Consider the following 25,428-nt stretch of genomic DNA (forward strand, 5'->3'; position numbering starts at 1 on the left):
AGATTGTATATCTGGTTTTTTTATGGGAGCAACCGAAACTCATGTTAATGCAGCAATGGTGTCGCAATGCTTTTCTGTAGCGCCATTTAGTGAAGCCATCTATATTCGTTTATATAAGGTTGCTCAATATGGGATAGCAAGATGAACAATAAAGTAATGAAACTGGGCTTTGTCTTAGCGGCGGCTATGAATATCGGTGGTGTATTGATCTTTTCTCGTGGTTTTACCAATAGCGTAATTAATCAATTTGACCCGGTTGTGATGTCGAACTTCGGTTTGTTGATGATTATGGTATGGGGACTTGCGTATTTGGGCGCGGCAACGATTGAAGGCAACATCACATGGTTGGCAGGGGCATTTGCTATTGAGAAGGTGGTGTATGTTGTTGCTTGGTTGCTGTGGATTAGCCATAACGATTTATCTTCTGTATACCAGCATGATGTTTTTGCGGGGGCTTTTTATACCATCTATGGCCTAAATGACTTTGTCTTTATGTTGTTCTTTATTTGGGTGTTTATCTCTCAGCGTAAGCGTCATTAGCCGTCACTGATGGGGTCTTGAAAGGGACTAAAAAATAATAATGAAAAAGGGAAGCATGGCTTCCCTTTTGTAGTTTGAATCGCGAGCTGGTTAAGCCATAACTTGTAGCTGTTGATTCACTTCCTGTCGCACAGCCGCTACATGACTACCAAAGATGATTTGGATGTTGGTGCCTTTTAGCACCACGCCCATAGGATTCGATTCGCGAATGATGGCTTCGTTGACTAATTCAGGTTGACGCACTTCCACACGTAGGCGTGTATAGCAGTTTTGTACGTCAACAATATTGTCCTTGCCGCCTAAGCCTTCAATGATGGCGGCAGAATTATATTGTCCAGCAACGGCATCAATAGTTTGGTTTTGTTGTTTGGCTTTGTAGTCGGCTTTGTCATGCAGTTTTAGCTCAGACTCTCCGCGACCTAACGTTTTTAGATTGAGTTTAGTGATTAACATGCGGAATACTGCGTAATAAACCACTAATTGCACCATGCCGACGAGTAAGTAGTAAGGCCAATCGGTTTTCTCTGTGCCCAGCGGAACGTTGTAGACGATAAAATCAATCAGGCCACCTTTACCGACCGCTACAATATCGAACACGGCCAGTAGCGACATAAATAGGCCGGTTAGAATGGCATGTACTACAAACAAAATAGGGGCGACAAACAAGAATGAAAACTCAATCGGCTCTGTGACACCCACGAGGATAGATGATGCAATCGCGGGAAAGACGATAGCTTTTACTTTCAATCGTTTATCTGCATCAGCGCAGTGGTACATCGCTAAGCCAGCGCCAGTTAGGCCAAATATTTTCACCAAGCTACGCGAGTCAAAAATGATTGAGCTAGAGAGACGAGTGGTTTGTGGATCGCCAATCTCCGCGAGGAAAATGTTTTCAACACCACAGTAGCTTTGACCGGCGATCTCTTGGCATCCACCGAGATCGGTAAAATGCATCGGCACCCAAAGTAAGTGGTGTAAGCCTGTTGGGATCAAAATACGTTCAAGAAAACCATACATACCAACGCCCATCGAGCCTGCGCCGCGGATCTCTTCGCCAAACTGGAATATGACCTGCTGTACCGGTGGCCAAATATGGGTAAAAAGCAGACCAAGCCCAATCGTGATTGGCAGCATGATGATCAGAACAAGGCGTGACTCACCATAGAGTGACAAAGCGCCGTTAAGCACTTTTTGGCTGTATTTGTTATGGAAGTAGGCATTTACGATACCAATGAGCATGCCGACAAAGATACCGGTGTCGACGACTTGTAAGCCCATGATGGTCGCTTGGCCTGTTCCTCCTAAATCTCCGTCTATCAGTAACCCATTGAACTTCATATAAGTGTTCATGGTGTAGAGATAAACGAAGTACAGGATCATGGCGTTAAAGGCCGCGAGATGCTTGTCTTTCTTGGCGAGTCCCATTGATATGCCAACAGCAAAAATGATGTGGAGATTGATCAATACACTCAGCGTTGACCAAACCAGAACTTCGCCCATCCCTTTAAAAAATGGGGCGTCGAGGAATGGCAATAGTTCGACAATACCAGGGTTAGTCACAGCTGCGCCAATCGCAATAACAAAGCCAACAAGCGGTAAGACATAGATTGGAGCTAGCATTGCCCGAGATAAATCACTGAGGTAAGTGGTGATTGCTTCCTTGTTCATGTTTCTTGTCTCGATTAATTATTAGTATTTGTGTGCAAGTGGCATTGCAAAAGCGGCTCGCCAATTTTGTCATGTCACTTGCTGTTTTTTCGTCGCTTCTTGCACACTCTATGATTTAAATAAGTCATGACAACTTTTGGGGTTAATATTTGTGATATATGACCTATCTATAACTTAATATGTCATGTTATCTTGTGCTTAATATAACCTTTGTGTTGGAGTTATTAATTATGTTGTACAAAAAGGTCTTGGATGACCTCAAGCAAAAAATCAATAGTGGAGTCTATGAGATTGGCAGTGCACTACCAACGGAAAGACAACTGATAGAAGAATATGATGTTAGTCGAATTACTATTCGTAAAGCGGTCGATGAGTTGGTGAAATTAAGCTTGGTTGAGAAACGTCGAGGTTCGGGCACGTATGTGTTGGGAAAACAGTATTCTCACGAGTTGCGTGGCTTAGCGGGCACTACGGAAATCTTAGGGGGCTGTAATAAAACGGTACGCTATAAAGTGTTTCAATTCAGCATGATAACTGATAACCCTGCTATCCATAAAATGCTTGAAATCAACGAGGGTGAAGCGCTGTATTATATTCGCCGTGTTAAGTATGTTGATGATCTACCTAGAATTGTCGAAGACAGTTATATGCCAGTCTCACTTTTCCCTGACCTTAATATATCCACCTTGGAGAAATCTAAGTTTGACTATGTAGAGCGCGACAAAGGGATGATCATTGAAGGCAGTCGCCAAGAGTTTACTGCCGTTGAGCCTGACGAAGCATTGCTGTCATTATTGGCGATGGATAAGGCTTCTCCTGTGATGAACTTACGCTCGGTTTCTAATTTAAAAGATGGCCGCCGTTTTGATTATACCGAAGCGTGGTTCCACCCTGATGCACATAAATTAGCGATATATTTACCTAGGTAATTGGTATTTTTTATTCACCATTTTAATAACCAATGTTCGAAATAAATTCGACGAGATCACATTATCAATCTTAATTATTTGTCATGTCCATTGTAAATAATAGGATGGAACCAATTAAGAAATAGGTCATATAAAAATATAACCTTTAAAGCTAATAATACTTGTTCGAGGATGGTTATGAATAAACAACCGCAAATTATCGCTATTGCTGGCGGCGGCTCTACTTATACGGCTGGCATTGTGAAAGCACTGCTGATGAAAGGAGACGACTTCCCGATTGCAGAAATTCGCCTCTATGACATTGATAAGCAGCGTCAAGACAACGTTGCGGTGCTGGTTGATTATGTCGTGAAAACTCATGCGCCGCATGTGAATCTTTCCGTGACGACTGAGCCTGAAGTGGCATTTTCAAATGCCGATTTCGTCTTTGCTCAAATCCGTGTCGGCCAATATAAGATGCGTGAACAAGATGAGAAAATCCCATTACGTCATGGGTGTGTAGGTCAGGAAACATGTGGGGCTGGTGGTCTGGCTTACGGTATGCGCACCATCTTCCCAATGATTGAATTAATTGATCATATGGAGCGTTTCTCTAAAACGACGTGTTGGATGTTGAACTATTCAAATCCAGCCGCCATTGTTGCTGACGCAGTGCACCGCCTTCGTCCTAATTCTCGGGTGCTGAACATTTGTGATATGCCAGTGGCGATCGAGCGTAATCTTTCGAATATCTTAGGCGTTAACCGCTATGAACTTGATGTTGAATACTTTGGTTTGAACCACTATGGCTGGTTTACTTCCATCAAAGTTGATGGTGAAGAGAAACTGCCTGTGCTGCGTGAGCACATTCAAAAGTTCGGCATGTTGACAGAGCAAGAAGTCGAGAACGCTTGCCACTCTGAGCCGTCTTGGATCAAAACCTTTAAGAACACTAAGCCTTTGGTACAAATGTTCCCTGAGTACTTGCCAAACACATACTTGCAATATTACTTAATGGCAGACGAAATTGTTGAGCAATCGAACCCAGAGAGCACCCGTGCCAACGAAGTGATGGAAGGCCGTGAGAAGAAAATGTTCGAAGCGATTGAACAAATCAAAGCCTCTGACGGTAATGTAGAAGGTAAATTCCACGTCGGTGTACATGGTGAATTTATTGCCGACGTGGCAATGTCGATGGCTTATGACCTGCGCCAGAAGTGGTTAGTGATCATTCCAAACAACGGTTTGATCAAAGGATTGCCTGATGATGCTATGGTTGAGGTGCCAGCTTTGCTTGGTCGCGACAAAGTGTTCCCAATTCAAGTTGGTGAGGTGCCACACTTCTATCAAGGCATGTTGCAGCAACAGCTGATGTCGGAAAAGTGCTTAGTGGATGCGGCGATTGAAGGCTCTTATGAAAAAGCGCTGCAAGCATTTGCTCTCAATAAAACCATTCCTTCGGCACGAGTTGCCAAGTTGATCCTCGATGAAATGATCGAAGCGAATAAAGATTACTGGCCAGAGCTTAAATAACGGAATTGAGTATTATGAAATTCAAACAAATTAAAGATATGAATGCATCGGCGGTAGGCTTTGGCTGCTGGGCTATCGGCGGTACATGGAATAACGTGACCGACGATGAATCGATTCGAGCGATTAAAACGGCGATTGATACAGGCATTAACTTTTTCGATGTCGCGCCTGTTTATGGAAAGGGCCACGCTGAAACTGTGCTCGGAAAGGCTTTAAAAGATGAGCAGCGTGAGTCGATTATTATCGCCACCAAGTGCGGTCTACCATGGTCACAAGATGAGCGCAGAAAGACGCGCAAAGATTTGACCAAAGAGAGCATCTTTAAAGAGATAGATGATTCATTAACGCGCCTACAAACTGACTACATCGATCTTTATCAAGTGCACTGGCCTGATCCTAATACACCAATCAGTGAAACTGCAGACGCGCTGGCTGAGCTGAAAAAGCAAGGTAAGATCCGACATGTGGGAGTCTCTAATTACTCACTTGATATGACTCGTGAAATGATGGCCGGTGTCGAAGTCGCTACCTTCCAGGGGCTGTATAACTTACTGGAGCAAAACCCAGAGCATTATCACAATATCCCACTGCAATACCGTACTCGCGAAGAAGCGCTACCGTTCTGCCAAGAGCACGATATGAAGTATTTACCTTACTCACCATTGATGCAGGGTTTGTTAACCGGTACGTTGAACCGCAGTGGGAACTGGGATGAAAATGATGATCGCCGTAATAACCCGAAATTAAATGGCGACATGTTTGAACCGTATTTCAATTGTGTTGAAGAGCTAAAAGTGTTGGCAAGAGAGGCGAATATACCACTCGCGCATTTAGCTATTCATTGGCTTGTTGCTCAAGAAGAAGTGGGGCCAGTGATCGCTGGTGCGCATACACAAGCGCAAGTGCGCGATAACGCGGCATTTGTACAATCCGCTTCAAGCGTTGAGCTTTTACAACGTGCAGAAGAGATTGTTGCGAAATGGAATCTAAATTAGCCGCTCAGTCATCCTCAGCAAGCAAGGTTAGACCACCAAAATAACAATGTCAGTTGGCTTAATCCCACTTTGTGTCGTTTAGCTTTGTATCGTTTAGCAAGGTGGGATTACGGTTTAACCCGTCGCGTGTTCCAGATCGAGCAATATATTTAATGCCTGCTCTGGACCATCGTGACAAATCGCTTCATCGCTATCAAATGCTAGACACACCTTTGGTCTTTCTGGTTGGCCAAAAATCTTACAAAGATTATCTTCATTTAGCTGAGTACAACGAACCCCAGCAGGTTTGCCATTGGGCATTCCTGGAATAGGAGAGCTGATTGAAGGGGCGATACAGCATGCTCCGCAACCTTTGCCTGCCGCTGAGACGCAAGGAAACCAATCGGAAACGGCGATTAGATTATCGGACATATGCAATACCAAAGTGATGAATGACTGTCTACATAGACAAAGAGGGACGGGATTTTAGACCATCACTACATCAGTTTCCAGTTCAACGTTGTCCATACAGGTGGGAGCCGATTTTCTGAGAAATAGTAAACAAGGGATAAAACCAACAAAGCCCCAATAAAGGGGCTATTGGAAGCGGGTCTCGTTCACCCTCGCATAAAACGGTTATAGACGAAGAGTAGAACGAATGCCCCCAAGGTGGCGGTGATAATGCTGCCTATATTGACGCCATCTGCACCACCAAAGCCAAGTAATCCGCCAAGAAAGCCACCGACAAATGCCCCAGCAATACCTAATACCATTGTAGCAATCCAACCACCGCCATCTTTTCCTGGCATTAACCATTTTGCTAATGCCCCAGCGATGAGGCCGAGAATAATCCACGAAATAATGCCCATCAGTTCTCCTTAATTCGCGTTTTAATGACGTATTAAGAATAGAACAGACTGAGTAAAGCGCTTATTTTAGGTGAGGACTTGCACTTCTTAGTCGAGAGCGGTATAAATCGCCCCCTGTTTTGAATCGAAGTATGAGTCTATGAGCGAACAATTTTGGCAAACAAAAAAACTAGAGCAAATGAGCGATCAGGAATGGGAAGCGCTTTGTGATGGTTGTGGCAAGTGTTGCCTACATAAACTCATGGATGAAGATACCGATGAAATCTACTACACCAACGTTGCGTGTAGTTGGTTAAATACAAAGACGTGCTCGTGCAAAGATTACGCGAATCGTTTTACTTCAGATGAAGATTGCACCAAGCTGACTCGTGAAGATATCGAAGACTTCGAGTGGCTACCGCACACCTGTGCTTATCGTTTATTGGCGCGCAATGAGCCGCTGCCAGAGTGGCACCCTTTAATTACCGGTTCTAAAGCCGCTATGCATAAAGCAGGCGCAAGCGTACGCAACAAAGTGGTGTACGAGATTGAAGTGGTTGATTGGCAAAACCATATTCAAAACTTGCCGGATTGGGCAGCGAAAAAAGTATAGTGAAGCACTGAGTATTGTGGCTTGAACACGAACATTGATTTGATTGAAAAGGTTTACCTCGGTAAGCCTTTTTTTGTAGCTATGATATGGCTACTTTTTCCGCCAGAGAGCGGTTTTTATTCTTTAGTCGCTGTTCTGATTTAACAATCCAACTACACTTACGTTTAACCGTAGATTGATACGGTAAGGAAGGGATTCTGCTAGGCTTTTCTGGCTAGCGTTCGTAAGTGAGGTATATATGTCATTCCATTTGAGTAAGAAAATTTTTCTTGCTGTGTTTATTAGTTTCTTCTCTTTCTCGGTGTTTGCCGAACAAGCTGTCGAAGAGCCCCAACTCTCTAAAACGGAGTTGGCGATTCAATCGATTAATCAAGATATTGTTGATCTTTCACACAGTTTGTCTTCCTCGACAGGCGATGAACGCGACGCGATTCAACTACAACTATTCCAAAAAAATGAAGAATTAAGAGCAAAGTTAGCTGTTGCGGTGAGTAACGGCGGCATTGATGAAGCGGAGCTTCTCAAGCAGGTCAATATTCAAAAACGTTACGCAAAAGGCGCGACGGAATATCTAGACAGCAAAATAAAGCAAATCAATGAACAGATTGATACTGCGGCACCAGAAGACAAGTTGTCGCTACTCAATCACTATCGTGAATTACAGCATTACTTGGATTCAGTCTATCTTGCCAGTTGGCAAAATATCACTTGGTTGAAAAAACTAGGTAAGCCAGATGACAAGTTAGAAGAGTCGTTAAGGGAATCAACCGGAACGCGCCTGCGTTTGCTTTCTGCTTCGGTAGAGTATTTTAATCAGCAACACCAGTTTACTACCACGCAACTGGCAACGAGCCCTGAATCAGAGAAGTCGGCGATTCAATTGAGCCAGTTGATCATCAAGCAACGGTTGGATATCGCGACCAATAGTATGCGCGATCTTATTACCATTGGTGATCATTTAGGTTTAGAAACATCTGAATACAAGCGTTTAGCGTTTGAGGTGACCGGCAGCATTACTCATGACTTGCTAAATACTCAGGTCATCCTTGCCATTATTACTACGTGGTCGAGCAATGCGTTTGACTGGTTGGTCGATAATGCGCCGCAGCATCTTTTCCAATTAATGGTTTTTGCATTAATTTTGCTGATTGCCAAAGGCTTAGCAGGCGTCGCGCGTAAGTTGGTGACCAAAACCGTCTCATCAAAGAACTTGAAGATGTCGCAATTGATGCAAGATTTCTTTGTTTCGATGTCGGGCAAAGCGGTTTGGGTGATCGGTATTATGGTCGGTCTTTCGCAAATCGGCCTCAATTTAGCACCAATTCTAACCGGTTTCGGTATTGCCGGGGTCATTATCGGTTTTGCTCTACAAGATACATTGTCTAATTTCGCGGCAGGGATGATGCTGCTTATCTATCGTCCTTTTGACGTGGGTGATTTTGTTTATGCCGGTGGGGTTGATGGCAAGGTTAGCCATATGAGCTTAGTTAATACCACGATTCGTACCTTTGACAATCAGATCATCATTGTGCCGAACAGTAAAATTTGGGGCGATGTGATTAAAAACGTCACTCATGAGCGTATTCGCCGAGTCGACATGGTTTTTGGTATCGGCTATAGCGATGATTTATTACACGCGGAAGAGGTTCTTAATGACATTGTGACCTCGCATTCGATGGTATTGCGCTCCCCTGAGCCGATGATCAAAGTGCATACCTTAAATACCTCTTCGATTGATTTTATTGTGCGACCTTGGGTGAAGACAGAAGATTACTGGGATGTTTATTGGGATGTCACGAAAGAGGTTAAATTACGTTTTGACCGTGAAGGGTTGTCGATTCCTTTCCCACAACAAGATGTGCATTTGCATATGGTGGATAAGAAAGACGCCTAAAAGAGTTCGATAACAAAAGCGCCCTGATCAGGCATCAGCGGCGCTTTTTAATTATCTGTTGTCGTTCGATGAATTACTTAACTTGTGTCATCAGGTAATCACCCAATTCCGAGTGATGCATGATTTTCGAGACCGGTAAAATCTTTTCCGCAGGTCCCCATGCAAATACGTTGACTGGCGTGTGAGTATGAGTACCTGTACCCCAAACGGTATTTTGTGCCGTTGCTTGCTCTCTTGCTAGCAGGTTGCCGCGGTCGTTGTATGGGAAGAATGCATCGAAATCATTAATGGCAGGGACGTCTTTCTCTGCCAAGTATTTGTGGTTTGCTAAGCGGTATGGATTAGGCTTGCTTTGTAATACACGCTCTGCTTGCTCTGCGGTGATGGGAAAGTCACTATTTTCATTGACGATTTTCGCGAGTCTTTCTGGCGTTTGCTGTGCTTTATCCAATTCTTGGAAACGACTAATCATGCCGTAATAACTCATTTTCTGGTTGTAGAGTCCATCAAGGATAGAGAATTGGCCAAAGTTGAAGTTTGGCGCATAGTCACGTTGCTCAAAGGCTTTGCCGCTGCGCTTTTGTGGTTTTGGTAAATCGTTTGATGAGTAGCTAAAACCAAATGAGCCAGTTTCATGGTCTGCAGTCACAATGATAATGGTGTCATCACGATCTTTTGCCCACTGGTAAACGGAATCAACGGCTTCATCAAATTTGATCATTTCATGGAGCATGGTGCCAGCGTCGTTGCTGTGTCCCGCCCAGTCAATTTGTCCACCTTCTACCATCAAAAAGAACCCATCCTCATCTTTAGAGAGGATATCAATCGCTTTGGTGGTCATTTCTGCCAATGATGGCTGGGTGCGTTTGGGATCATTCTTACTGTTGTGGTAAGCGATGCCGTCATTCATTCCTGAGTAGGCGAATAAGCCAAGCAACTTGTCACCTTGCGCTTGCTCGAGCATTTGGCGGTTGAACGCCAATGTGTAGCCACCGTCACTCGCTTCTTGCAGTAAGTTACGCTCATCTTTTCGTTTTGATTTGAGGTAAACATCACCTTGAGTCAGTTTTTCGAGTGCTTGGTAGGTGCTGCCTTTATCGTTGGTTGACTTAGGAACCCAATGACGAAGACCACCAGAGAGCATCACATCGACATTGTTGGCGAGCATATCTACCGCAATATCATTTTCCAGCGAGCGGTGCGGTTGGTGCGCGGCAAAGGCGGCTGGCGTTGCGTGGGTGAGACGAGTATCTGAAACCAATCCCGTCGCCTTACCTTGCTTTTTCGCTTTTTCTAATATGGTTTCAACGTGATTGCCTTGAGAATCAACACCAATTACCTCAGACGCGGTGTATTGCCCGGTGGCGAGCATGGTGGCGGAACAAGCGGAATCAACCACGATAGCATCTTCTGGATGCGTCAGAGAAGAGCCAATGACCCCTTCGTCGGCCAGGTTATAGAGCGCTGTTTTTTGACCTTTGTAAATCGAATGTGGAGCTTGATTGGCGTAGGTTTCTAATAAGCCAACTTGTTGCGGGCCCATACCGTCGCCGATCATGAGAATGACATTTTTTATTTCAGCCGACGCGGCGCTGAAAGAAAGGGTGGTTGCAATCATCGCTGTGGCGACGGCATTCATTGTAGGTGTAAGTCGGTATTTCATTATAATTCCTATGAAAAGATACTCTTATAAGACGGACTTACTTAATCATGCTTAGATGTCAGTTTTGTTGCTGCACAAAATCGTCATCAATGATTCATATTCCAACTTTGATTTTGGTCTAGTGATATTGGGTATGCCAATGCTTTGTTTTGCCGAAGAGCAAGCTGATTAATCAGCTTTGAATTCGATGGGAATAGTTAAGGGAAGAGGGCTATGGCTGATGTAAAAAAGCCCACAGAGTGGGCTTTTATTTAAAGATATGACGCTGCTTAGGAGGGATTTGGAATGGCGTTGTTGAAATCCATTCTCGCTTGCTGTGAAAGCTCGGAAGCTTGTTGTTTATACTCTTTCGCTTTGGCTATGTTATCAAGGGCGTGTTGTAACGCATCTTGCAGCTCTTGTGGCAAATGGTGATCAGCGTAGTTTTCATCTAAGCTATGCTCCAGTGCAAAAGCACGAATTTGTTTACGTACATGCGCCAATTCATTCATGGCTAGACGCTCGGCCTCAGCCGCTTCCTGCGCGGTATCACGGGCTTTCTCAAAGCGTGCTAGCGCCATCCCTTCGGTTGACCATGGGTCTACGTCAGGTAACTCCTCAATATTGATAGTGGACTCTACATAGTCGTCTTGATGGCGAAGATCGAGTGAGGTCGCACGTACTGCTGAGATCATCAACATAACGGAAATTCCTAGCAGCGGTAAGCCGCCAACAATCGCGGCAGTTTGTAAGGTGCTTAACCCTCCCATAAACATCAATACCGTTGGTAGGAAAGAGAGGGTAAATGCCCAAAACATGCGGTTCCAGCGCATTGGCTCTTCGGTCACATTGTTTTGTACTACCGAGGCAAGGATGTAAGAGATCGAGTCGAAAGTCGTCGCAGTAAAAATAATACATAACACGGTGAAGACGGCAATAACTGCGGTGCCCATTGGTAGCATTTCTAGCATTGAGAAAATTGCTTTGGTTGCCCCTTCAGTATTGAGAATACCAACCACATCAAGCTCACCTGATAATTGCAGTGATAAACCGTAGTTACCCAGAATCATGAAGAAGAGAAAACAGCCCAATGAGCCGAAGAAAATGGCACCTGAAACCATTTCTTTAATAGTACGGCCACGTGAAATACGCGCGACAAAAAGCCCCATGCTCGGAGCAAAGACGAGCCACCATGCCCAATAGAAGATGGTCCAATCTTGTGGGAAATGAGTATCCTCAAATGAGCCGTAGCCACCAAATGGTTCAGCCCATGTTGCCATCATAAAGAAGTTAGACAGCATTCGTCCGATCGAATCGAGCCCCGTTTCCAGCATAAAAATGGTTGGCCCGGCAAATAGAACGAATACCAATAGCCCCATTGCTCCCCAAAAATTGACGTTACTTAAGAACTTAATGCCTTTTTCTAAGCCAGCGTAGGACGAATAGGCAAAGATAGCGGTACAGACGAGTAGCACTAAGACTTGGCTAAAGGTGTTTTTAGGCAGGCCAAATAAGTAATGCAGCCCTTCACCAATGAGTGGAGCAGCAAGACCCAAGCTGGTGGCGGCACCGCCAAGAAGACCGAAGATAAATAGCACATCAACAATTTTCCCCACAGTCCCTTTACTGCGTTCTTCACCAAGAACAGGCATTAATGCGCTTGATACTTTGAGAACAGGTTGCTTGCGTACATAGAAGAAATAGGCGATTGGCAGTGCTGGGATCATATAGATCGCCCATGCAATCGGTCCCCAGTGGAAAATGCCATAAGTGGCTGCCCAGCGAACCGCTTCTTCACTACCTGGTTCTAATTGGAAAGGGGGCGCTTGGTAATAGTAAGCCCATTCAATACATCCCCAATACAGGATGCTAGCGCCAATACCGCCACAAAAAAGCATTGCGGCCCAAGACATGGTGGAGAACTCGGGTTTTTCGTCGGCGTCGCCAAGTTTGATTTGCCCCATATCACTAAAGATGACGTAAATCATAAAGAACAAGGCGCTGATGCCTAAGGCGAGATAGAGAAAACCGAGTTTATCGGTCATAAAGGTTTTTGCGATTGCGATCCAGTCAGCCCCTTGTTCGGGGAACAACATTAGTGGCACAACAATCATGAGTAGTAGTGCAATAGCACCAAAAAAGGTAGGTTTGTCTATCAAAGAAAAGTCATTTTTCATAGTTAGCTTCATCCATAAAGGCTATAACGAAGCTCATTATGTCGGTCTATTCTTTTCTATGACAAACAGCAAATCTATTCGTGTCGATTAATCACCATTAAATGAAGTTAACTCGCCTGATCAAGTCGATCAGGCAAGCATGAGTAAAATACCACCAACGGTTGCCGCTGCGGAAAGAAATTGCCCCGCAGAATAGGAGTCATCATCTTCTTCTTTGATGGTATCGGGGTGATCCATACCAAGAGCGCCAGCAGCAAAAGATTCAACTTTGTCACCAACGGTTTTTTCCGGAGCACTTTCTTTTTCAATTTCTTTTAACGCGGCCAGCAGTGCTTTGCCTTCGTCTGAAAGCGTCACTTTATTTTGCTCTACTTTAAGTGGCGTTGAGCTGGTTGCAACATCAGTCATTTTTGCTTGAGGTTTGACTTGTTGGGTTGGTGTCAGCTTCGCTGGCTCCATGCCTACCGGTGTCATAAACGTCTCCTATCACAGTCCTCAGTCACTATATCGACCAAGACTAATAAAACTTGTGGGAAATATTCGTTTGAACGATATTTCTTTTCAAGCAAAAAATGCGCCAATTTCATTATTTTATGTGAACTCCATTATGAGAACCTCAAAACTTGCGACCATCAAATCGATGAACAGCCAATGCGCGCTGGAATACAGATTATGGCAGACATTGATGTGCATCGTTTCGCTGAGTTAAGGCCTGATAAGCTTGAATCAGATTGTCCCGCTGTACATAGCGCACGGGTGGGGCAAGCACCAAAAGCTGATAATCTGAGCCTGAATTCGTGAGTTCTGTGACGGGGGAAACCACGACAACATCGAGGTTAGCATCTCGGCGTAATATCGATGCTTTGGCTCCCTGTCCCTGCTCGACATGAAATTTTCCCGCGATATGCATGATTTGCGATTGAGGATGTTGTGTCAAATAGCTAACGATACTGTCAGCCATGGTCTCATCCCATGCCATTTGCGCTGAAAATTGACGCTGTGTTTGCTGCGTCTTTCCATGGTGTGCGTTTCCATGGTGAGTTGAAGCGATAAACTTTTCTTTGTAAGGGGAGTCTCGAGTGTCAATCTGTTCAGCCAACCAAGTTCGCTGTTTACTATCAAGTTTATCAAGATAACTTAACCCTTGTTGGCCAATGCAACGTACGATGGATTTTGGGGCGTTACTCGCGATAACGGCCAATTGTTTTTGCTTAGCCAGTTCAACTAAGGGGCGGTAATCGCTTGGGTAATTGGGCCATGCTCCTGCTTGTTGGATCAGTACTTGTTCGCCAATCTCGCCAGCCAGATATTGGTTGAGAGTCTGTTGAGCGTCTCGGCTAAACTGTTCCATTGAAACCGTTACTGTGCGCGGTTGCTGGCTGATTAGCTGCTTCAATAGATCGGTTTGAAAACGATGAATCGCGGAGTGCGTGTGCCACTCACCCACGAGAAGCACATCGGCATTAAGTAGCTCATCAGGTAGGGCATTGAGTGCGATCGGCTTACCTTGTGGGTCAGCCAATTGGTAATCGTAGTAACTGACGATCGGCGGTGTTGATGAGTCCACCGTTGAGCTGCAACTTGTAACGCTAGCTATTAAAGCTGCGTAGCCTAAGCACCGCATCAGCGAATCAGCGCGCCTGTAATTAAGGATTCGCTTACTATGAGAAGATATTGCTGACATAAAAAAGCCCTATTCCGTTTATTTAAGGGTAAATAGGGCTAAGTAAACAATCAATCTACGCCGGTAAATTTATGCGTTCTTGCGATACACACGAATCATAAAGTCTGCTTCGCAATCAAATTGTTCGGCAGTTTTTAGTAATTCTCTCAGTTCATCACTGGCCTTCCAAGCAAATGGTGTCATTTGCAAAAGGTCAAACCCATCACCTTGACCTAATGTCATCACGTAATTGAGTTTTTGTTCATGCTCCAATGTAAAACCTTCCAGTTGCTCTGGTTCTTCATTGTGCAAGCGAATCTCTTGATAGATGTGTTCACGTAGCTGATATAAATGGCGACCAGCAGGCGTCACGGTAATCACCACACCATTGTTGGCTAAGGTACGTGACATTTCTTCAGCTTTGCATGGAGCATAGATACGTAAAATCGCGTTTAAGCTCGCATCGGCGAAAGGAAGGCGATGGCTCGAAGCGACGGTGAACTGACAGTTCGGGTAGCGTTTTGCAGCAAAACGAATCGCGACTTTTGAAATATCTAAACCGAAGACATTGGCATAATTCGATTGTGTCTTGAGTGCCGTAGCTACTTCATCAGTGTAGTAACCTTCACCACAACCGATATCAAGCAGTTGGTGTTCACTATCCACAAGGTATTGTGCGCACAATTTTGCGACCGCTTGTTTCATCGGTTGGTAATAGTCTTTTTCCAAGAAACGGCGGCGCGCTTGCATCATCTCTTTATTGTCGCCTGGATCTTTTGAACGTTTGTGCTGGACGGGCATTAGATTGACATAGCCTTCTTTGGCAAGATCAAACCCGTGGTTGTTACTACAGCGGTACGTTCGCTCAGCAAAAGCAAGCGGTAGGTGACAGAGAGGACATTGATAAGACATAGAGAACTCAACAGATGAAGTTAGGCGGCAGAGTCTAGCAAGAAAGCGCCGTAGGCAAAAGCTTTGGCAAACGGGTTTTACTGGTTGAGAGAATAAAACAGCCCACAGAAATGTGGGCTGTTGGAAAACCATGAATATTTCGCAGCGGGATTAAGCAGAGATGATGGTGCTTAACTCGTACTCTTCATTAGGTTGTAAGGTGATACCATCGTTGATGGTTGGCGCATGAATAGTCGATTCAACACAGAACATAGTTTTGTAACCATCGTTCTCCATATCGGCCATATCTGTCGCCACTTCAATCCACGGGTTCCATAGCACGGCAGAATTATGGCCGGCATTGACGATCTTCAAAGTTCGGTTTAACACTTGGTCTTCAACTTCAATCACGCTCTCTGGTTTGGTGTAGACTCGGTCAATGCCCGCTGTCAGTGCTAGAGTCTCGCCGCCTTGGCAGATTTTACCTTCTTGCAAACCATCAATATATTCAGGACCCATACCCGTGACTTGCATTTTCTCGATATCGCTGATGTTCAAATAGGTATGTAGCGCACTAGAGAATGTCCATGCGTGATCGTCAATGTTTTGCACTTTTAGCGTGACTTTGAGTTCTTCACCCACTTCCATCACAAGGCGTAAATCAAACAAGTGAGGCCAAATATTTAGCGTATCTTCACTTGGGAACAGCGCTAATTCAACAATCACACCTTGCTCATTTTCACGGTGTTCAACCAATTCCCATTCTTTGCTACGCGCAAAGCCATGAGCTGGTGCAGCGACACGACCAAACCAAGGCCAGCAGACTGGAATGCCACCACGCAGCGCTTTTTCACCATCAAAAATAGCGGCATTGCTCATCCAGATAAGATCTTCTTGGCCAGTTGGTTGGTAAGAAACAACATGACCACCAAGTAGGGCAATACCGGCTACTGCTTTCTCGTGAATCACACGAACGATTTTTACTTCACCTTGCTGAACGATAGTGACGTTGTCGGACAGAACAGCGATTGCTGGCAGTTGAGACAAGTTCATAACAGAGTCCTCGAATTTTAAAATTAGATTCCATTGGCCCATTGTGGTGCATAGGCGGAATAGATGGAAAACCAAAGGAATATAATTTCGATGAAAGTCAGTGTTTTAAATTAAATATGACGTTTTTTAGATACTAAAAAGGCGACTCAAGAGCCGCCTTTTTTACGATTTTTTCTCAAAGAAAAGTTCGCTAATCGTTATCTAAGAAATTACTTAGAGATGTGTGCGATTAGGTCTAGAACTTTGTTTGAGTAACCGATTTCGTTGTCGTACCAAGATACAACTTTAACGAAGTTATCAGTTAGAGCGATACCAGCTTTAGCATCGAATACTGAAGTTTGAACTTCGCCAATGAAGTCTTGAGAAACAACTTGGTCTTCAGTGTAGCCTAGAACGCCTTTTAGTTCGCCTTCAGATGCTGCTTTCATAGCTGCACAGATAGCTTCGTAAGATGCGCCTTTCTCTAGGTTAACAGTTAGGTCAACTACAGAAACGTTAGCAGTTGGTACGCGGAAAGCCATACCAGTTAGTTTGCCGTTTAGTTCTGGAAGAACAACGCCTACTGCTTTAGCAGCACCAGTTGATGATGGGATGATGTTCTGAGAAGCACCACGACCACCGCGCCAGTCTTTAGCTGAAGGACCATCTACAGTTTTTTGAGTTGCTGTAGTCGCGTGTACAGTTGTCATAAGACCTGAAACGATACCGAAGTTGTCGTTTAGAACTTTAGCGATAGGCGCTAGACAGTTAGTAGTACAAGAAGCGTTAGAAACGATGTCTTGGCCTGCGTAAGTTGAATCGTTTACGCCCATAACGAACATTGGAGTTGCGTCTTTAGATGGACCAGTAAGAACAACTTTCTTAGCACCTGCAGTGATGTGCTTACGTGCAGTTGCGTCGTCTAGGAATAGACCAGTAGCTTCTGCTACTACGTCAACACCGATTGCATCCCACTTAAGATCTTCTGGGTTACGCTCAGCAGTTACACGTACAGTTTTACCGTTAACGATTAGGTTACCGTCTACAACTTCAACAGTACCGTTGAAACGGCCGTGAGTTGAGTCGTACTTCAGCATGTATGCCATGTATTCTACGTCGATAAGGTCGTTAATACCTACAACTTCAATGTCGTTGCGCTCTTGCGCTGCACGGAATACGAAACGACCGATACGGCCAAAACCGTTAATACCTACTTTGATAGTCATTATAGCTGCTCCACAACTTAATTTCTGATTAAAGATAACTGGTAGTAAAATTACAGAATCCAGTAAATGTCTGCAAGAGATAATCGGACTTAACTTGTTTAATGTCAAAAAAAAGCGACGCTTTTTTTCACAATTAGTCGCAAACGGTTATCTTTTATACTGATATTTACTTTTTTCACTATCCAGTTGACATAAAATGGTCGCATGGCCAAATCTTAGCCAGCTTTATTACTACTCTATCACGGTGAGAAAGTATGTGCTACAAAAGGTCGATAAAGGTAATTTTTTGGCCATAATAGGGCTAAAATATGATGAGTAAACAAAGGAGTAAGCGAATGAAAACAGAAGATGAAAAGGTTTCAATGCCAGAGGAATACTGGCGTGAACGCTTATCTGATGAGGAATTTCGTGTTTGTCGACAACAAGGAACAGAAGCCCCTTTTAGTGGTAAGTTGTTGCACAATCGAGAATCAGGGGTTTATTCCTGTACTTGCTGCCACGCCCCATTATTTCAATCTGATAATAAGTTTGACTCAGGTTGCGGCTGGCCTAGCTTTGATGCCCCAATCAACGATCAGGCAGTACGCTATTTAGAAGACTTAAGTCACGGAATGGTTCGTTCTGAGATCCGCTGCGCAACTTGCGATAGCCATTTGGGTCACGTTTTTCCTGATGGTCCACCCACGACCGGTGAACGATTTTGTGTCAATTCGGTGTCGTTAATTTTCAACAATCCACAAAAAAGCGGTGATTAAATCACCGCGGTTTGTTTGAATCTTTCAGGTAGAATTAGTGGCGAATTACATTAAGTGCCGCTAATGAAACTAAAATTGCGGGATAATTGTGGAGCGATATGCGCCATCGCCGATCGCATCGTAGACACTCTCTGCGATGTTATCCAACTGTTCATATTTCTCTTCATTGAATCCATACATAAGCTGTCGATTGTTCGCTGATGCGGTTTGGACATCGAACTGGTTAGCGACTTGTGCCCATATATAAGCTAACTCTTTGCGATTTTGCTGAAAGTTGATACTGGCGAGAGATTTCACCGCGTCGATATTGGTTTTCTTTCCGTCGGCGAGCTCAAGAGAACGATTGAGTAAATACAGTGTTTTTTCCGCATCGCGGCTTGTGTAGAAGGTTGCTAGAGCATATTGCATCTCGGCACTTTCTAATGCTTGAGATCCTTCCATTTGTAAAAATCCACGTCGCGCGTCTTCGTCACCCTCTTGGCTCCAAAGGAAATAGAGCGCTTGAGGTGAGGTAGATAGCTTCAATTCGCTAACCACTCGCGCTTGTTCATCATTGACGTGCATTTGGGAAGTAAAGCGTTTCTCTTTGCGGTTGTTTTGATCGATCGGTTGGATCTGAGCCGCTAAGGTTAGGCATTTTTCATATTCGGCGAGAATGTGATATTCGCGAATTTTGTTGCTATCTGATGGATCTTTGAGCACTTCAAAACGATGCCATACTAAATCAGTACGAGGAACTCGACATTGGCCATCATCCATATTGAGTTGTTCGCAACGCAGGGCAGGGTTATCTGCACAAAGTTGTTCGGTGTTTTTTCGTCCTTCGAAACATCCGCTAAGGAGGAAACCTAAGCCAATGGTTGTTGCCAACTTGAGTCTATTCATAATTTAATGCTTGTGATCAGATACGCTTATTCTAGGTTCATGTCTTGACTCAAATAGCGAGCCAGTTATGTTTTGCTCAAACGATGACAATAAGGATACCTTATGGACGCCGAGCAGTTAGTCAATGCCATTACTCCTGAAGCTTACCAGCGCTTACTGTTTGCTGTTGAAACCGGTAAGTGGCCAGAAGGAACCACGCTTACACAACAACAGCGTGATTCGTGTATGCAAGCGGTGATGCTCTACCAAGCTAAGTATAATCAAGAAGCTCAGCATATGACGGTCGCACAGGGCGGTGAAATTAGCTTTAAATCCAAAGCAGAACTAAAAAAGCAATTTCATAAACAACAAGCTGATATTGTTCGTGTTAACCCTAATGACACTGAGTAACGTCAAGTCGCTGATAATAAAAAGGTAGATGCACAATCATCTACCTTTTTTATTGAATTATCCGCAGCACTTCTTAAATTTTTTACCGCTACCGCAAATACATGGATCATTTCGTCCTACTTTGAGACTTTTGATCGGTTGTGAAAGGCGCTCATCTTGCGGTTCTTCATCTTGTTCGGCGTATTCACCATCGATGTAGTACCAAAGATCATTTTCACGCACAAAGCGAGAGCGCTCTTCTAAGCAAAACTCTTGTTCTTCTTGCTCAAAGTAAGCTTGGAAGGTGACAAAGCCTTCCTCTTGGTTGTGGCCAGCTTCGCTACCAAGTACCTCTAGAGATAACCAGTGACTATTAACTGAATCGGCGATGGCTTCGCGTTGCGCTTCCGCCTCGCAGCTTGGGTGGTAAGTAGCCACAACAAAATCAACCAAGCCTTTTACATGTGCGCTATAACGGGCACGCATAAGTTGCTCAGGTGTTTGAGCTTGGTGATGATCAAGGTGAACAGGTTGGCAGCACTGTTCGTAGTTAATTGGGTTGCCACAAGGACAATGACTCATACGAGCACCATTAGTTAGGCTGAAATTGGCGCTAGTGTATTGAGCCAATCACTGAGAGTAAAGCGCTACTGCACATCGACCAATTCAGCGGTCCAGAGAATGGATTCTTGATAGGCACTTGCCACCGCATGTTCACTCAGTTTGAGTTTAAAGCTAAGGCTGGCCGTTTTATCCCAACGTGCTTTTTCATAGGAGCTGACCAACACCAGCAGGCCGCCAAGTACGCCGCGTTTTTCGGTTAATGCTTGGAAAATGGCATCATCGATTGGGATTTCGTGCAGAATGTCTTCTAATGGTCGATCAAGCAGTGAATCGAGCAGCGAGAACATACCCGTTAAAAAGGCGTGGTTCATTTTAGGTTGATTGCTTGCACGTATTTTTTGACTAAGTAATTGGCAAAATTTAGCGCGCTGGATAGATAAGGTGTACAAATGATCCGGCTTACCCTCGTGCGTGGCGGAAAGCGCAACCAGCGAGATGAATTTACGCAATCGATCTTCACCAAGATAAATCAAAGCTTGCTTAAATGAATGGATTTTGGTGCTGACCATCGCTGAAGCGTTGACATAGCGCAGCAATTTATAGGAAAGAGTGACATCTTTCGAGACCAAGCGTTCCAATACTTTGAAATCAAGCTGATCTTTAGATATTTCAGTCAGTAGTTCGATAACCGTCAAAAACGACGGCTCTAAAGCCTTCTTCTGCACCATTTCTGGTTTGGCAAAAAAATAGCCTTGAAAATAAACAAATCCCGCTTGCAGTGCTTGCTGGTATTCTTGGTGCGTTTCGATTTTTTCAGCGAGGAATTCGATGTTGTAATTGCTCAAGCTATCGATGTAAATTTTGGCTTTGTCGATTGGGACTGAGTGGATATCAAACTTGATAATTGAAATATAAGGCAGAAATTCACGCCACTCTTTGTTGGGGATAAAGTCATCCAACGCCAGAGTGTAGCCTTTTTCGTGCAGCGAGCGTATTGCGCTTAATAATTCAGGTGTCGGTTGGCAATCTTCTAAGATCTCGATCACCATATTCTCAGCGGAAAACAATGTGGGTAGTTGTTGGACTAAACTGGCGTAGGGAAAATTAATGAAGCCGAGTTTATCCCCCAAGGTTTCCTTGTGAGTGGTTAACATGTGATCGGACAGTAGACGACTGGTCGCAAGATCGGGATCGATATTAGGGAAAGTGTTGCTTGGACCATCTCGGAACAATAGCTCGTAACCGATGGTTCGTTTTTCCTGATCTAATATCGGTTGGCGCGCAAAATAAGAATACTTCAAGGGAGACATCAACCTAATTTCTGTTTACGTCAATATTAGGGATGTCGTGCGGTTTTTGCTATGAACTAGTTCAAACTAACACTCTTTATTGAGAAAAGGACGAGTTTCTAATGTGAAATTTTCCGTGTCACAGCACAAAATTGAACCTTGTTCGTACCAATCACCAAGAACAATGCGAGTCATCGATTGGTTATTGTGGCTCGTAAAGTGATGGGTATTCGGACGATGGGTGTGGCCGTGAATCATCAGTTCAACCCCGTGAACGACCATTACGTCTTCGACTTCACTTTGTGTCACATCCATAATCATTAGTGATTTCGATTTTTTAGTATCGCGAGCATCTTGTTGAATTTTGCCGACGATCTTCCGTTTAAGCGCCATTGGTAGACGATTAAAAACCCATTGTAGCCATGGCTGATTCACTTTGGCGCGAAAGGCTAAATATTGGGTATCTTGGGTGCACAGTGTATCGCCATGTAGGATCACGGCTTTGCGTCCATACAGGTCAATTACCGTTTCGTCACCCAGCAGTGTGACACCGGTTTGCTTAGCGAAGCGTTGACCGACAAGGAAATCTCGGTTGCCTTTGACAAAAAAGCACGGCACACCACGGTCGGTGAGTTGTTTAAATTCAGCGCGAACTTGCTGAGCAAAGTCACTGTTGTCATCGTCACCAATCCAAAAATCAAATAGGTCCCCCAGCACATAAAGCGCATCGGCGTGGATCGCTTCATTTTGCATGAACTGGCTGAAACAGCGATTGATGTCTGTCGTGTTAGGCGAAAGGTGCAGATCGGAGATAAAGAGAGTAGTCATAATACCTGAAGAGTAAAAAGGGCGCAGAAGCGCCCTTTATTAACGATTATGCTTCGATAGTCGTGCCAGTGATTACCACGTCTTCTAGTGGTACATCTTGGTGCATACCGTAAGAACCAGTGCTTACACCTTTGATTTGGTCTACAACGTCCATGCCTTCAACAACTTCAGCAAATACGCAGTAACCCCAACCATCTAGGCTTTCGCTACGGAAGTCTAGGAAAGTGTTGTTGCTTACGTTGATGAAGAACTGAGAACTCGCTGAATGCGGTTCCATAGTACGAGCCATCGCTAGCGTGCCTACTTTGTTGCTTAGGCCATTGTTTGCTTCGTTTTTGATTGTTGCACGAGTTGCCTTCTCACGTAGGCCAGACTCCATGCCACCACCTTGGATCATGAAACCATCGATAACACGGTGGAATAGTGTGTTGTCGTAAAAACCATCACGGCAGTACTGTAGGAAGTTTGCGCTTGTTTCTGGAGCGTTCTCAGTGTCTAGCTTAACTTTGATGTCACCAAAATTAGTGTGAAGGGTGATCATGATTGTATCCTTAACCGATGTTTTTTGATTTGAGCTGAAGATTCTATCGCAACTTTTCAGACATTAATACGTCAAAAGAAGGGGTTCACACATCAGTATAGGCGTTAATGATGGCTTTTTAACCGTTTGAGGGATTACCTAATCAAGTGTGAATTGATATACTGAGCCACTATTTTGTTTCACCCAGATAAAGCATAGAGATCATGTTAAAAATATATAACACACTCACAAGACAGAAAGAGGAATTCAAACCAATCAATGCTGGTAAAATCGGCATGTATGTCTGTGGGGTAACCATTTACGATCTCTGTCATATCGGTCATGGACGCACGTTTGTTTCATTTGACGTGGTTTCACGCTACTTGCGTTACCTTGGTTACGATTTGACTTTCGTTCGTAATATCACGGATATCGATGACAAGATCATCAAGCGTGCAAATGAAAATGGCGAAAGCTGTGAGTCACTGACTGAGCGTTTAATCGGTGAAATGCACGCGGATTTTGATGCGTTGAATATGAAACGCCCTGACATCGAGCCACGTGCCACTGAATTTATTCCTGAAATTATTGCATTAGTAGAAAAACTGATTGAACGTGGTTTTGCTTATGTTGCTAGCAATGGCGATGTGATGTTTGAAGTGAGCAAGTTCGATGAGTACGGCAAACTGTCTAAGCAAGATCTTGATCAACTGCAAGCAGGCGCTCGTGTTGATGTTGAGTCAGCAAAGCGTAGCCCACTTGATTTCGTTTTGTGGAAAATGTCTAAACCTGGTGAACCGACATGGGAATCACCATGGGGTGCGGGCCGTCCTGGTTGGCACATCGAATGTTCAGCAATGAACTCGGCGATTCTAGGTAACCATTTCGACATTCACGGTGGCGGTTCTGATCTGCAGTTCCCACACCACGAAAATGAAATCGCTCAATCGTGCTGCGCGCATAACACCCAGTATGTGAATACTTGGATGCACAGCGGCATGGTGATGGTGGATAAAGAGAAAATGTCTAAATCACTAGGCAACTTTTTCACTATTCGTGATGTATTGGGTCACTACGACGCAGAAACGGTTCGTTACTTCCTAATGTCTGGTCACTACCGTAGCCAACTAAACTACAGCGAAGAAAACCTAAACCAAGCACGAGCTTCACTTGAGCGTCTATACACCTCGCTACGTGGTCTAGATTTATCAGTTGAAGCGGCAGGTGGTGATGAGTACCAAGTCCGCTTTAATGACGCGATGAACGACGACTTCAATACACCAGAAGCTTACTCAGTACTGTTTGATATGGCGCGTGAAATCAACCGTCTTAAAACAGAAAACATTGAGCAAGCAAGCGCTCTAGGTGTTGTTATGCGCCAAATGGCGGAAGTGATTGGTATTCTTCATCAAGATGCAGAAGCTTTCCTAAAAGGTGATGCGGGTAACGATGATGAAGTGGCTGAAATTGAAGCACTGATCAAGCTACGTAACGACTCTCGCGCATCGAAAGATTGGGCTAACGCGGATTTAGCGCGTGATAAGCTTAACGAGATGGGTATTGAGTTGGAAGATGGCGCAGAAGGCACTACTTGGCGTCGTAAATAACCTCCACAGCCATCAATTAGTGGATGTATAAATAATTTTAAGGGGCTGAGTCGTCAGCCCTTTTTTCTATCCGATTTGTCTATTCTATAGGATATTTTTCGTGGCTCAGATGTACTTCTATTACTCGGCAATGAATGCGGGTAAATCTACGACGCTTCTTCAATCCTCATTTAACTACCAAGAACGTGGCATGAACCCAGTGATTTTCACTGCGGCATTAGATGATCGTTACGGCGTGGGTAAGGTGAGTTCGCGCATTGGTTTACAGTCAGAAGCTTTCTTATTCAAACCTGAAACCGATCTTTTTCAAGCGATTGAAGCGCTTAATAGTGAAGAAAAACGCCACTGTATTTTGATTGATGAATGCCAGTTCTTATCGAAAGAGCAGGTGTATCAATTAACAGAAGTGGTCGATAAACTGCACATTCCAGTTCTATGCTACGGTTTACGCACGGATTTTCTTGGTGAGCTGTTTGAAGGCAGTAAGTATCTGCTATCTTGGGCTGATAAGTTGGTCGAGCTGAAAACGATTTGTCACTGTGGTCGCAAAGCGAACATGGTGATTCGTACGGATGAACACGGCAATGCGATTGCTCAAGGTGATCAAGTGGCGATTGGTGGTAATGATCGTTACGTGTCGGTATGTCGTCAGCACTATAAAGAAGCGCTAGGCCAATAATTGGCGGGGTGGTGCTTTAGTACAAAAACAAAAAACGGAGCCAGTGGCTCCGTTTTTTGTTGCATTCGTAAATCTAAAGATTAACGAGCACGGAAGACGATGCGGCCTTTAGATAGGTCGTATGGAGTCATCTCTACAGTTACTTTGTCACCAGTAAGAATACGGATGTAGTTCTTACGCATTTTACCAGAGATATGAGCAGTAACTACGTGACCGTTTTCTAACTCAACACGGAACATCGTGTTTGGAAGAGTATCAAGGACTGTACCTTGCAACTCAATTACGTCTTCTTTAGCCATTTATTCCTCTTTTTCAAATGGACA

General features: G+C 44.3%; 26 protein-coding genes. 10 read left to right on the forward strand and 16 right to left on the reverse strand.

The features are described from left to right. Positions 1-141: 141 nt before the first annotated feature. A complete protein-coding gene (locus tag RH85_RS12050) occupies positions 142-540 on the forward strand; it encodes a hypothetical protein (RefSeq protein WP_006712526.1) in 399 nt (132 codons plus the stop codon). A gap of 90 nt (positions 541-630) precedes the next feature. Here the strand turns inward: RH85_RS12050 and RH85_RS12055 are convergent, their stop codons facing one another. Continuing rightward, positions 631-2,208 carry a PTS transporter subunit EIIC gene (locus tag RH85_RS12055; RefSeq protein WP_006712527.1) on the reverse strand — a complete coding sequence of 526 codons (1,578 nt, stop codon included), beginning with the start codon at positions 2,206-2,208 and terminating at the stop codon, positions 631-633. A 230-nt stretch (positions 2,209-2,438) separates the two neighbouring features. Between RH85_RS12055 and RH85_RS12060 the strand changes: the two genes are divergently transcribed. The 3 genes from RH85_RS12060 (at position 2,439) to RH85_RS12070 (ending at position 5,644) form a co-directional block, all read left to right on the forward strand. Further along, positions 2,439-3,137: a GntR family transcriptional regulator gene (locus tag RH85_RS12060; RefSeq protein WP_006712528.1), complete on the forward strand. Its 699-nt coding sequence runs from the start codon at positions 2,439-2,441 to the stop codon at positions 3,135-3,137. A 177-nt stretch (positions 3,138-3,314) separates the two neighbouring features. Further along, positions 3,315-4,649, forward strand: a complete 1,335-nt coding sequence (locus tag RH85_RS12065; protein ID WP_006712529.1) for a 6-phospho-alpha-glucosidase — start codon at positions 3,315-3,317, stop codon at positions 4,647-4,649. 14 nt (positions 4,650-4,663) lie between these two features. Next, on the forward strand, positions 4,664-5,644 hold the full coding sequence (locus RH85_RS12070; protein WP_006712530.1) for an aldo/keto reductase: 981 nt from the start codon (positions 4,664-4,666) through the stop codon (positions 5,642-5,644). A gap of 114 nt (positions 5,645-5,758) precedes the next feature. On the opposite strand, the gene RH85_RS12075 is transcribed toward RH85_RS12070, so the two are convergent. Further along, positions 5,759-6,055 carry a YkgJ family cysteine cluster protein gene (locus RH85_RS12075; RefSeq protein ID WP_006712531.1) on the reverse strand — a complete coding sequence of 99 codons (297 nt, stop codon included), beginning with the start codon at positions 6,053-6,055 and terminating at the stop codon, positions 5,759-5,761. A 185-nt stretch (positions 6,056-6,240) separates the two neighbouring features. After that, entirely contained in the window at positions 6,241-6,492 is a 252-nt protein-coding gene (locus RH85_RS12080) for a GlsB/YeaQ/YmgE family stress response membrane protein (protein WP_006712532.1), read from the reverse strand. Between the two features lie 139 nt (positions 6,493-6,631). Between RH85_RS12080 and RH85_RS12085 the strand changes: the two genes are divergently transcribed. Both RH85_RS12085 and RH85_RS12090 read left to right on the forward strand, forming a co-directional pair. After that, positions 6,632-7,084 carry a YcgN family cysteine cluster protein gene (locus tag RH85_RS12085; protein WP_005600188.1) on the forward strand — a complete coding sequence of 151 codons (453 nt, stop codon included), beginning with the start codon at positions 6,632-6,634 and terminating at the stop codon, positions 7,082-7,084. A 238-nt stretch (positions 7,085-7,322) separates the two neighbouring features. Then, positions 7,323-8,978 carry a mechanosensitive ion channel family protein gene (locus RH85_RS12090; protein WP_006712533.1) on the forward strand — a complete coding sequence of 552 codons (1,656 nt, stop codon included), beginning with the start codon at positions 7,323-7,325 and terminating at the stop codon, positions 8,976-8,978. Positions 8,979-9,051: 73 nt separating this feature from the next. On the opposite strand, the gene RH85_RS12095 is transcribed toward RH85_RS12090, so the two are convergent. The 7 genes from RH85_RS12095 to gap form a co-directional block, all read right to left on the reverse strand. Further along, a complete protein-coding gene (locus RH85_RS12095) occupies positions 9,052-10,617 on the reverse strand; it encodes an alkaline phosphatase (RefSeq protein ID WP_006712534.1) in 1,566 nt (521 codons plus the stop codon). Between the two features lie 293 nt (positions 10,618-10,910). Further along, on the reverse strand, positions 10,911-12,797 hold the full coding sequence (locus tag RH85_RS12100) for a BCCT family transporter (protein WP_039948998.1): 1,887 nt from the start codon (positions 12,795-12,797) through the stop codon (positions 10,911-10,913). Positions 12,798-12,926: 129 nt separating this feature from the next. Further along, entirely contained in the window at positions 12,927-13,271 is a 345-nt protein-coding gene (locus RH85_RS12105; protein ID WP_006712537.1) for a hypothetical protein, read from the reverse strand. A gap of 196 nt (positions 13,272-13,467) precedes the next feature. Beyond that, positions 13,468-14,421 carry a ChaN family lipoprotein gene (locus tag RH85_RS12110; RefSeq protein WP_039948999.1) on the reverse strand — a complete coding sequence of 318 codons (954 nt, stop codon included), beginning with the start codon at positions 14,419-14,421 and terminating at the stop codon, positions 13,468-13,470. Positions 14,422-14,550: 129 nt separating this feature from the next. Beyond that, on the reverse strand, positions 14,551-15,372 hold the full coding sequence (gene rlmA / locus RH85_RS12115; RefSeq protein ID WP_006712539.1) for a 23S rRNA (guanine(745)-N(1))-methyltransferase: 822 nt from the start codon (positions 15,370-15,372) through the stop codon (positions 14,551-14,553). A 150-nt stretch (positions 15,373-15,522) separates the two neighbouring features. After that, positions 15,523-16,404 carry a D-hexose-6-phosphate mutarotase gene (locus RH85_RS12120; protein ID WP_006712540.1) on the reverse strand — a complete coding sequence of 294 codons (882 nt, stop codon included), beginning with the start codon at positions 16,402-16,404 and terminating at the stop codon, positions 15,523-15,525. Positions 16,405-16,613: 209 nt separating this feature from the next. Further along, entirely contained in the window at positions 16,614-17,609 is a 996-nt protein-coding gene (gene gap, locus RH85_RS12125; RefSeq protein WP_006712541.1) for a type I glyceraldehyde-3-phosphate dehydrogenase, read from the reverse strand. A 335-nt stretch (positions 17,610-17,944) separates the two neighbouring features. Here gap and msrB point away from each other — a divergent pair, with 335 nt between their 5' ends. Continuing rightward, complete coding sequence (gene msrB / locus RH85_RS12130) at positions 17,945-18,364, forward strand: peptide-methionine (R)-S-oxide reductase MsrB (RefSeq protein WP_006712542.1); 420 nt, start codon at positions 17,945-17,947, stop codon at positions 18,362-18,364. 69 nt (positions 18,365-18,433) lie between these two features. Here msrB and RH85_RS12135 read toward each other — a convergent pair whose 3' ends face one another. Then, positions 18,434-19,249, reverse strand: a complete 816-nt coding sequence (locus RH85_RS12135; protein ID WP_006712543.1) for a DUF2989 domain-containing protein — start codon at positions 19,247-19,249, stop codon at positions 18,434-18,436. A gap of 102 nt (positions 19,250-19,351) precedes the next feature. Between RH85_RS12135 and RH85_RS12140 the strand changes: the two genes are divergently transcribed. Then, positions 19,352-19,639: a YeaC family protein gene (locus RH85_RS12140; RefSeq protein ID WP_006712544.1), complete on the forward strand. Its 288-nt coding sequence runs from the start codon at positions 19,352-19,354 to the stop codon at positions 19,637-19,639. 57 nt (positions 19,640-19,696) lie between these two features. Here the strand turns inward: RH85_RS12140 and RH85_RS12145 are convergent, their stop codons facing one another. The 4 genes from RH85_RS12145 to RH85_RS12160 form a co-directional block, all read right to left on the reverse strand. After that, the gene (locus RH85_RS12145; protein WP_006712545.1) at positions 19,697-20,200 is read right to left on the reverse strand and encodes a YchJ family protein; all 504 of its coding nucleotides are present in this window, start codon (positions 20,198-20,200) and stop codon (positions 19,697-19,699) included. Between the two features lie 65 nt (positions 20,201-20,265). Beyond that, positions 20,266-21,483: an EAL and HDOD domain-containing protein gene (locus RH85_RS12150; protein ID WP_006712546.1), complete on the reverse strand. Its 1,218-nt coding sequence runs from the start codon at positions 21,481-21,483 to the stop codon at positions 20,266-20,268. Between the two features lie 75 nt (positions 21,484-21,558). Further along, a complete protein-coding gene (lpxH, locus tag RH85_RS12155) occupies positions 21,559-22,299 on the reverse strand; it encodes a UDP-2,3-diacylglucosamine diphosphatase (protein ID WP_006712547.1) in 741 nt (246 codons plus the stop codon). 46 nt (positions 22,300-22,345) lie between these two features. Next, positions 22,346-22,840 carry a peptidylprolyl isomerase gene (locus RH85_RS12160; RefSeq protein ID WP_005600165.1) on the reverse strand — a complete coding sequence of 165 codons (495 nt, stop codon included), beginning with the start codon at positions 22,838-22,840 and terminating at the stop codon, positions 22,346-22,348. A 203-nt stretch (positions 22,841-23,043) separates the two neighbouring features. Between RH85_RS12160 and cysS the strand changes: the two genes are divergently transcribed. Together cysS and RH85_RS12170 are read left to right on the forward strand one after the other, a co-directional pair. Beyond that, positions 23,044-24,426 carry a cysteine--tRNA ligase gene (cysS, locus tag RH85_RS12165; protein ID WP_006712548.1) on the forward strand — a complete coding sequence of 461 codons (1,383 nt, stop codon included), beginning with the start codon at positions 23,044-23,046 and terminating at the stop codon, positions 24,424-24,426. A gap of 100 nt (positions 24,427-24,526) precedes the next feature. Next, positions 24,527-25,105: a thymidine kinase gene (locus RH85_RS12170; protein ID WP_006712549.1), complete on the forward strand. Its 579-nt coding sequence runs from the start codon at positions 24,527-24,529 to the stop codon at positions 25,103-25,105. An 80-nt stretch (positions 25,106-25,185) separates the two neighbouring features. Here the strand turns inward: RH85_RS12170 and infA are convergent, their stop codons facing one another. Beyond that, a complete protein-coding gene (gene infA, locus RH85_RS12175; RefSeq protein ID WP_005600159.1) occupies positions 25,186-25,404 on the reverse strand; it encodes a translation initiation factor IF-1 in 219 nt (72 codons plus the stop codon). Positions 25,405-25,428 lie beyond the last annotated feature (24 nt).

Source organism: Vibrio ichthyoenteri ATCC 700023 (assembly GCF_000222605.1).
Lineage (GTDB): Bacteria > Pseudomonadota > Gammaproteobacteria > Enterobacterales > Vibrionaceae > Vibrio > Vibrio ichthyoenteri.

Coding starts and splice junctions, on each gene's coding strand:
- msrB (WP_006712542.1), top strand. CDS start 17,945: ATGAAAACAGAAGATGAAAAGGTTTCAATGCCAGAGGAATACTGGCGT.
- RH85_RS12080 (WP_006712532.1), bottom strand. CDS start 6,492: ATGGGCATTATTTCGTGGATTATTCTCGGCCTCATCGCTGGGGCATTA.
- RH85_RS12135 (WP_006712543.1), bottom strand. CDS start 19,249: ATGAATAGACTCAAGTTGGCAACAACCATTGGCTTAGGTTTCCTCCTT.
- lpxH (WP_006712547.1), bottom strand. CDS start 22,299: ATGACTACTCTCTTTATCTCCGATCTGCACCTTTCGCCTAACACGACA.
- cysS (WP_006712548.1), top strand. CDS start 23,044: ATGTTAAAAATATATAACACACTCACAAGACAGAAAGAGGAATTCAAA.
- gap (WP_006712541.1), bottom strand. CDS start 17,609: ATGACTATCAAAGTAGGTATTAACGGTTTTGGCCGTATCGGTCGTTTC.
- RH85_RS12050 (WP_006712526.1), top strand. CDS start 142: ATGAACAATAAAGTAATGAAACTGGGCTTTGTCTTAGCGGCGGCTATG.
- RH85_RS12090 (WP_006712533.1), top strand. CDS start 7,323: ATGTCATTCCATTTGAGTAAGAAAATTTTTCTTGCTGTGTTTATTAGT.
- RH85_RS12105 (WP_006712537.1), bottom strand. CDS start 13,271: ATGACACCGGTAGGCATGGAGCCAGCGAAGCTGACACCAACCCAACAA.
- RH85_RS12100 (WP_039948998.1), bottom strand. CDS start 12,797: ATGAAAAATGACTTTTCTTTGATAGACAAACCTACCTTTTTTGGTGCT.
- RH85_RS12055 (WP_006712527.1), bottom strand. CDS start 2,208: ATGAACAAGGAAGCAATCACCACTTACCTCAGTGATTTATCTCGGGCA.
- RH85_RS12095 (WP_006712534.1), bottom strand. CDS start 10,617: ATGAATGCCGTCGCCACAGCGATGATTGCAACCACCCTTTCTTTCAGC.
- RH85_RS12085 (WP_005600188.1), top strand. CDS start 6,632: ATGAGCGAACAATTTTGGCAAACAAAAAAACTAGAGCAAATGAGCGAT.
- RH85_RS12120 (WP_006712540.1), bottom strand. CDS start 16,404: ATGAACTTGTCTCAACTGCCAGCAATCGCTGTTCTGTCCGACAACGTC.
- RH85_RS12140 (WP_006712544.1), top strand. CDS start 19,352: ATGGACGCCGAGCAGTTAGTCAATGCCATTACTCCTGAAGCTTACCAG.
- RH85_RS12060 (WP_006712528.1), top strand. CDS start 2,439: ATGTTGTACAAAAAGGTCTTGGATGACCTCAAGCAAAAAATCAATAGT.
- infA (WP_005600159.1), bottom strand. CDS start 25,404: ATGGCTAAAGAAGACGTAATTGAGTTGCAAGGTACAGTCCTTGATACT.
- RH85_RS12145 (WP_006712545.1), bottom strand. CDS start 20,200: ATGAGTCATTGTCCTTGTGGCAACCCAATTAACTACGAACAGTGCTGC.
- RH85_RS12110 (WP_039948999.1), bottom strand. CDS start 14,421: ATGCGGTGCTTAGGCTACGCAGCTTTAATAGCTAGCGTTACAAGTTGC.
- RH85_RS12065 (WP_006712529.1), top strand. CDS start 3,315: ATGAATAAACAACCGCAAATTATCGCTATTGCTGGCGGCGGCTCTACT.
- RH85_RS12160 (WP_005600165.1), bottom strand. CDS start 22,840: ATGATCACCCTTCACACTAATTTTGGTGACATCAAAGTTAAGCTAGAC.
- rlmA (WP_006712539.1), bottom strand. CDS start 15,372: ATGTCTTATCAATGTCCTCTCTGTCACCTACCGCTTGCTTTTGCTGAG.
- RH85_RS12075 (WP_006712531.1), bottom strand. CDS start 6,055: ATGTCCGATAATCTAATCGCCGTTTCCGATTGGTTTCCTTGCGTCTCA.
- RH85_RS12070 (WP_006712530.1), top strand. CDS start 4,664: ATGAAATTCAAACAAATTAAAGATATGAATGCATCGGCGGTAGGCTTT.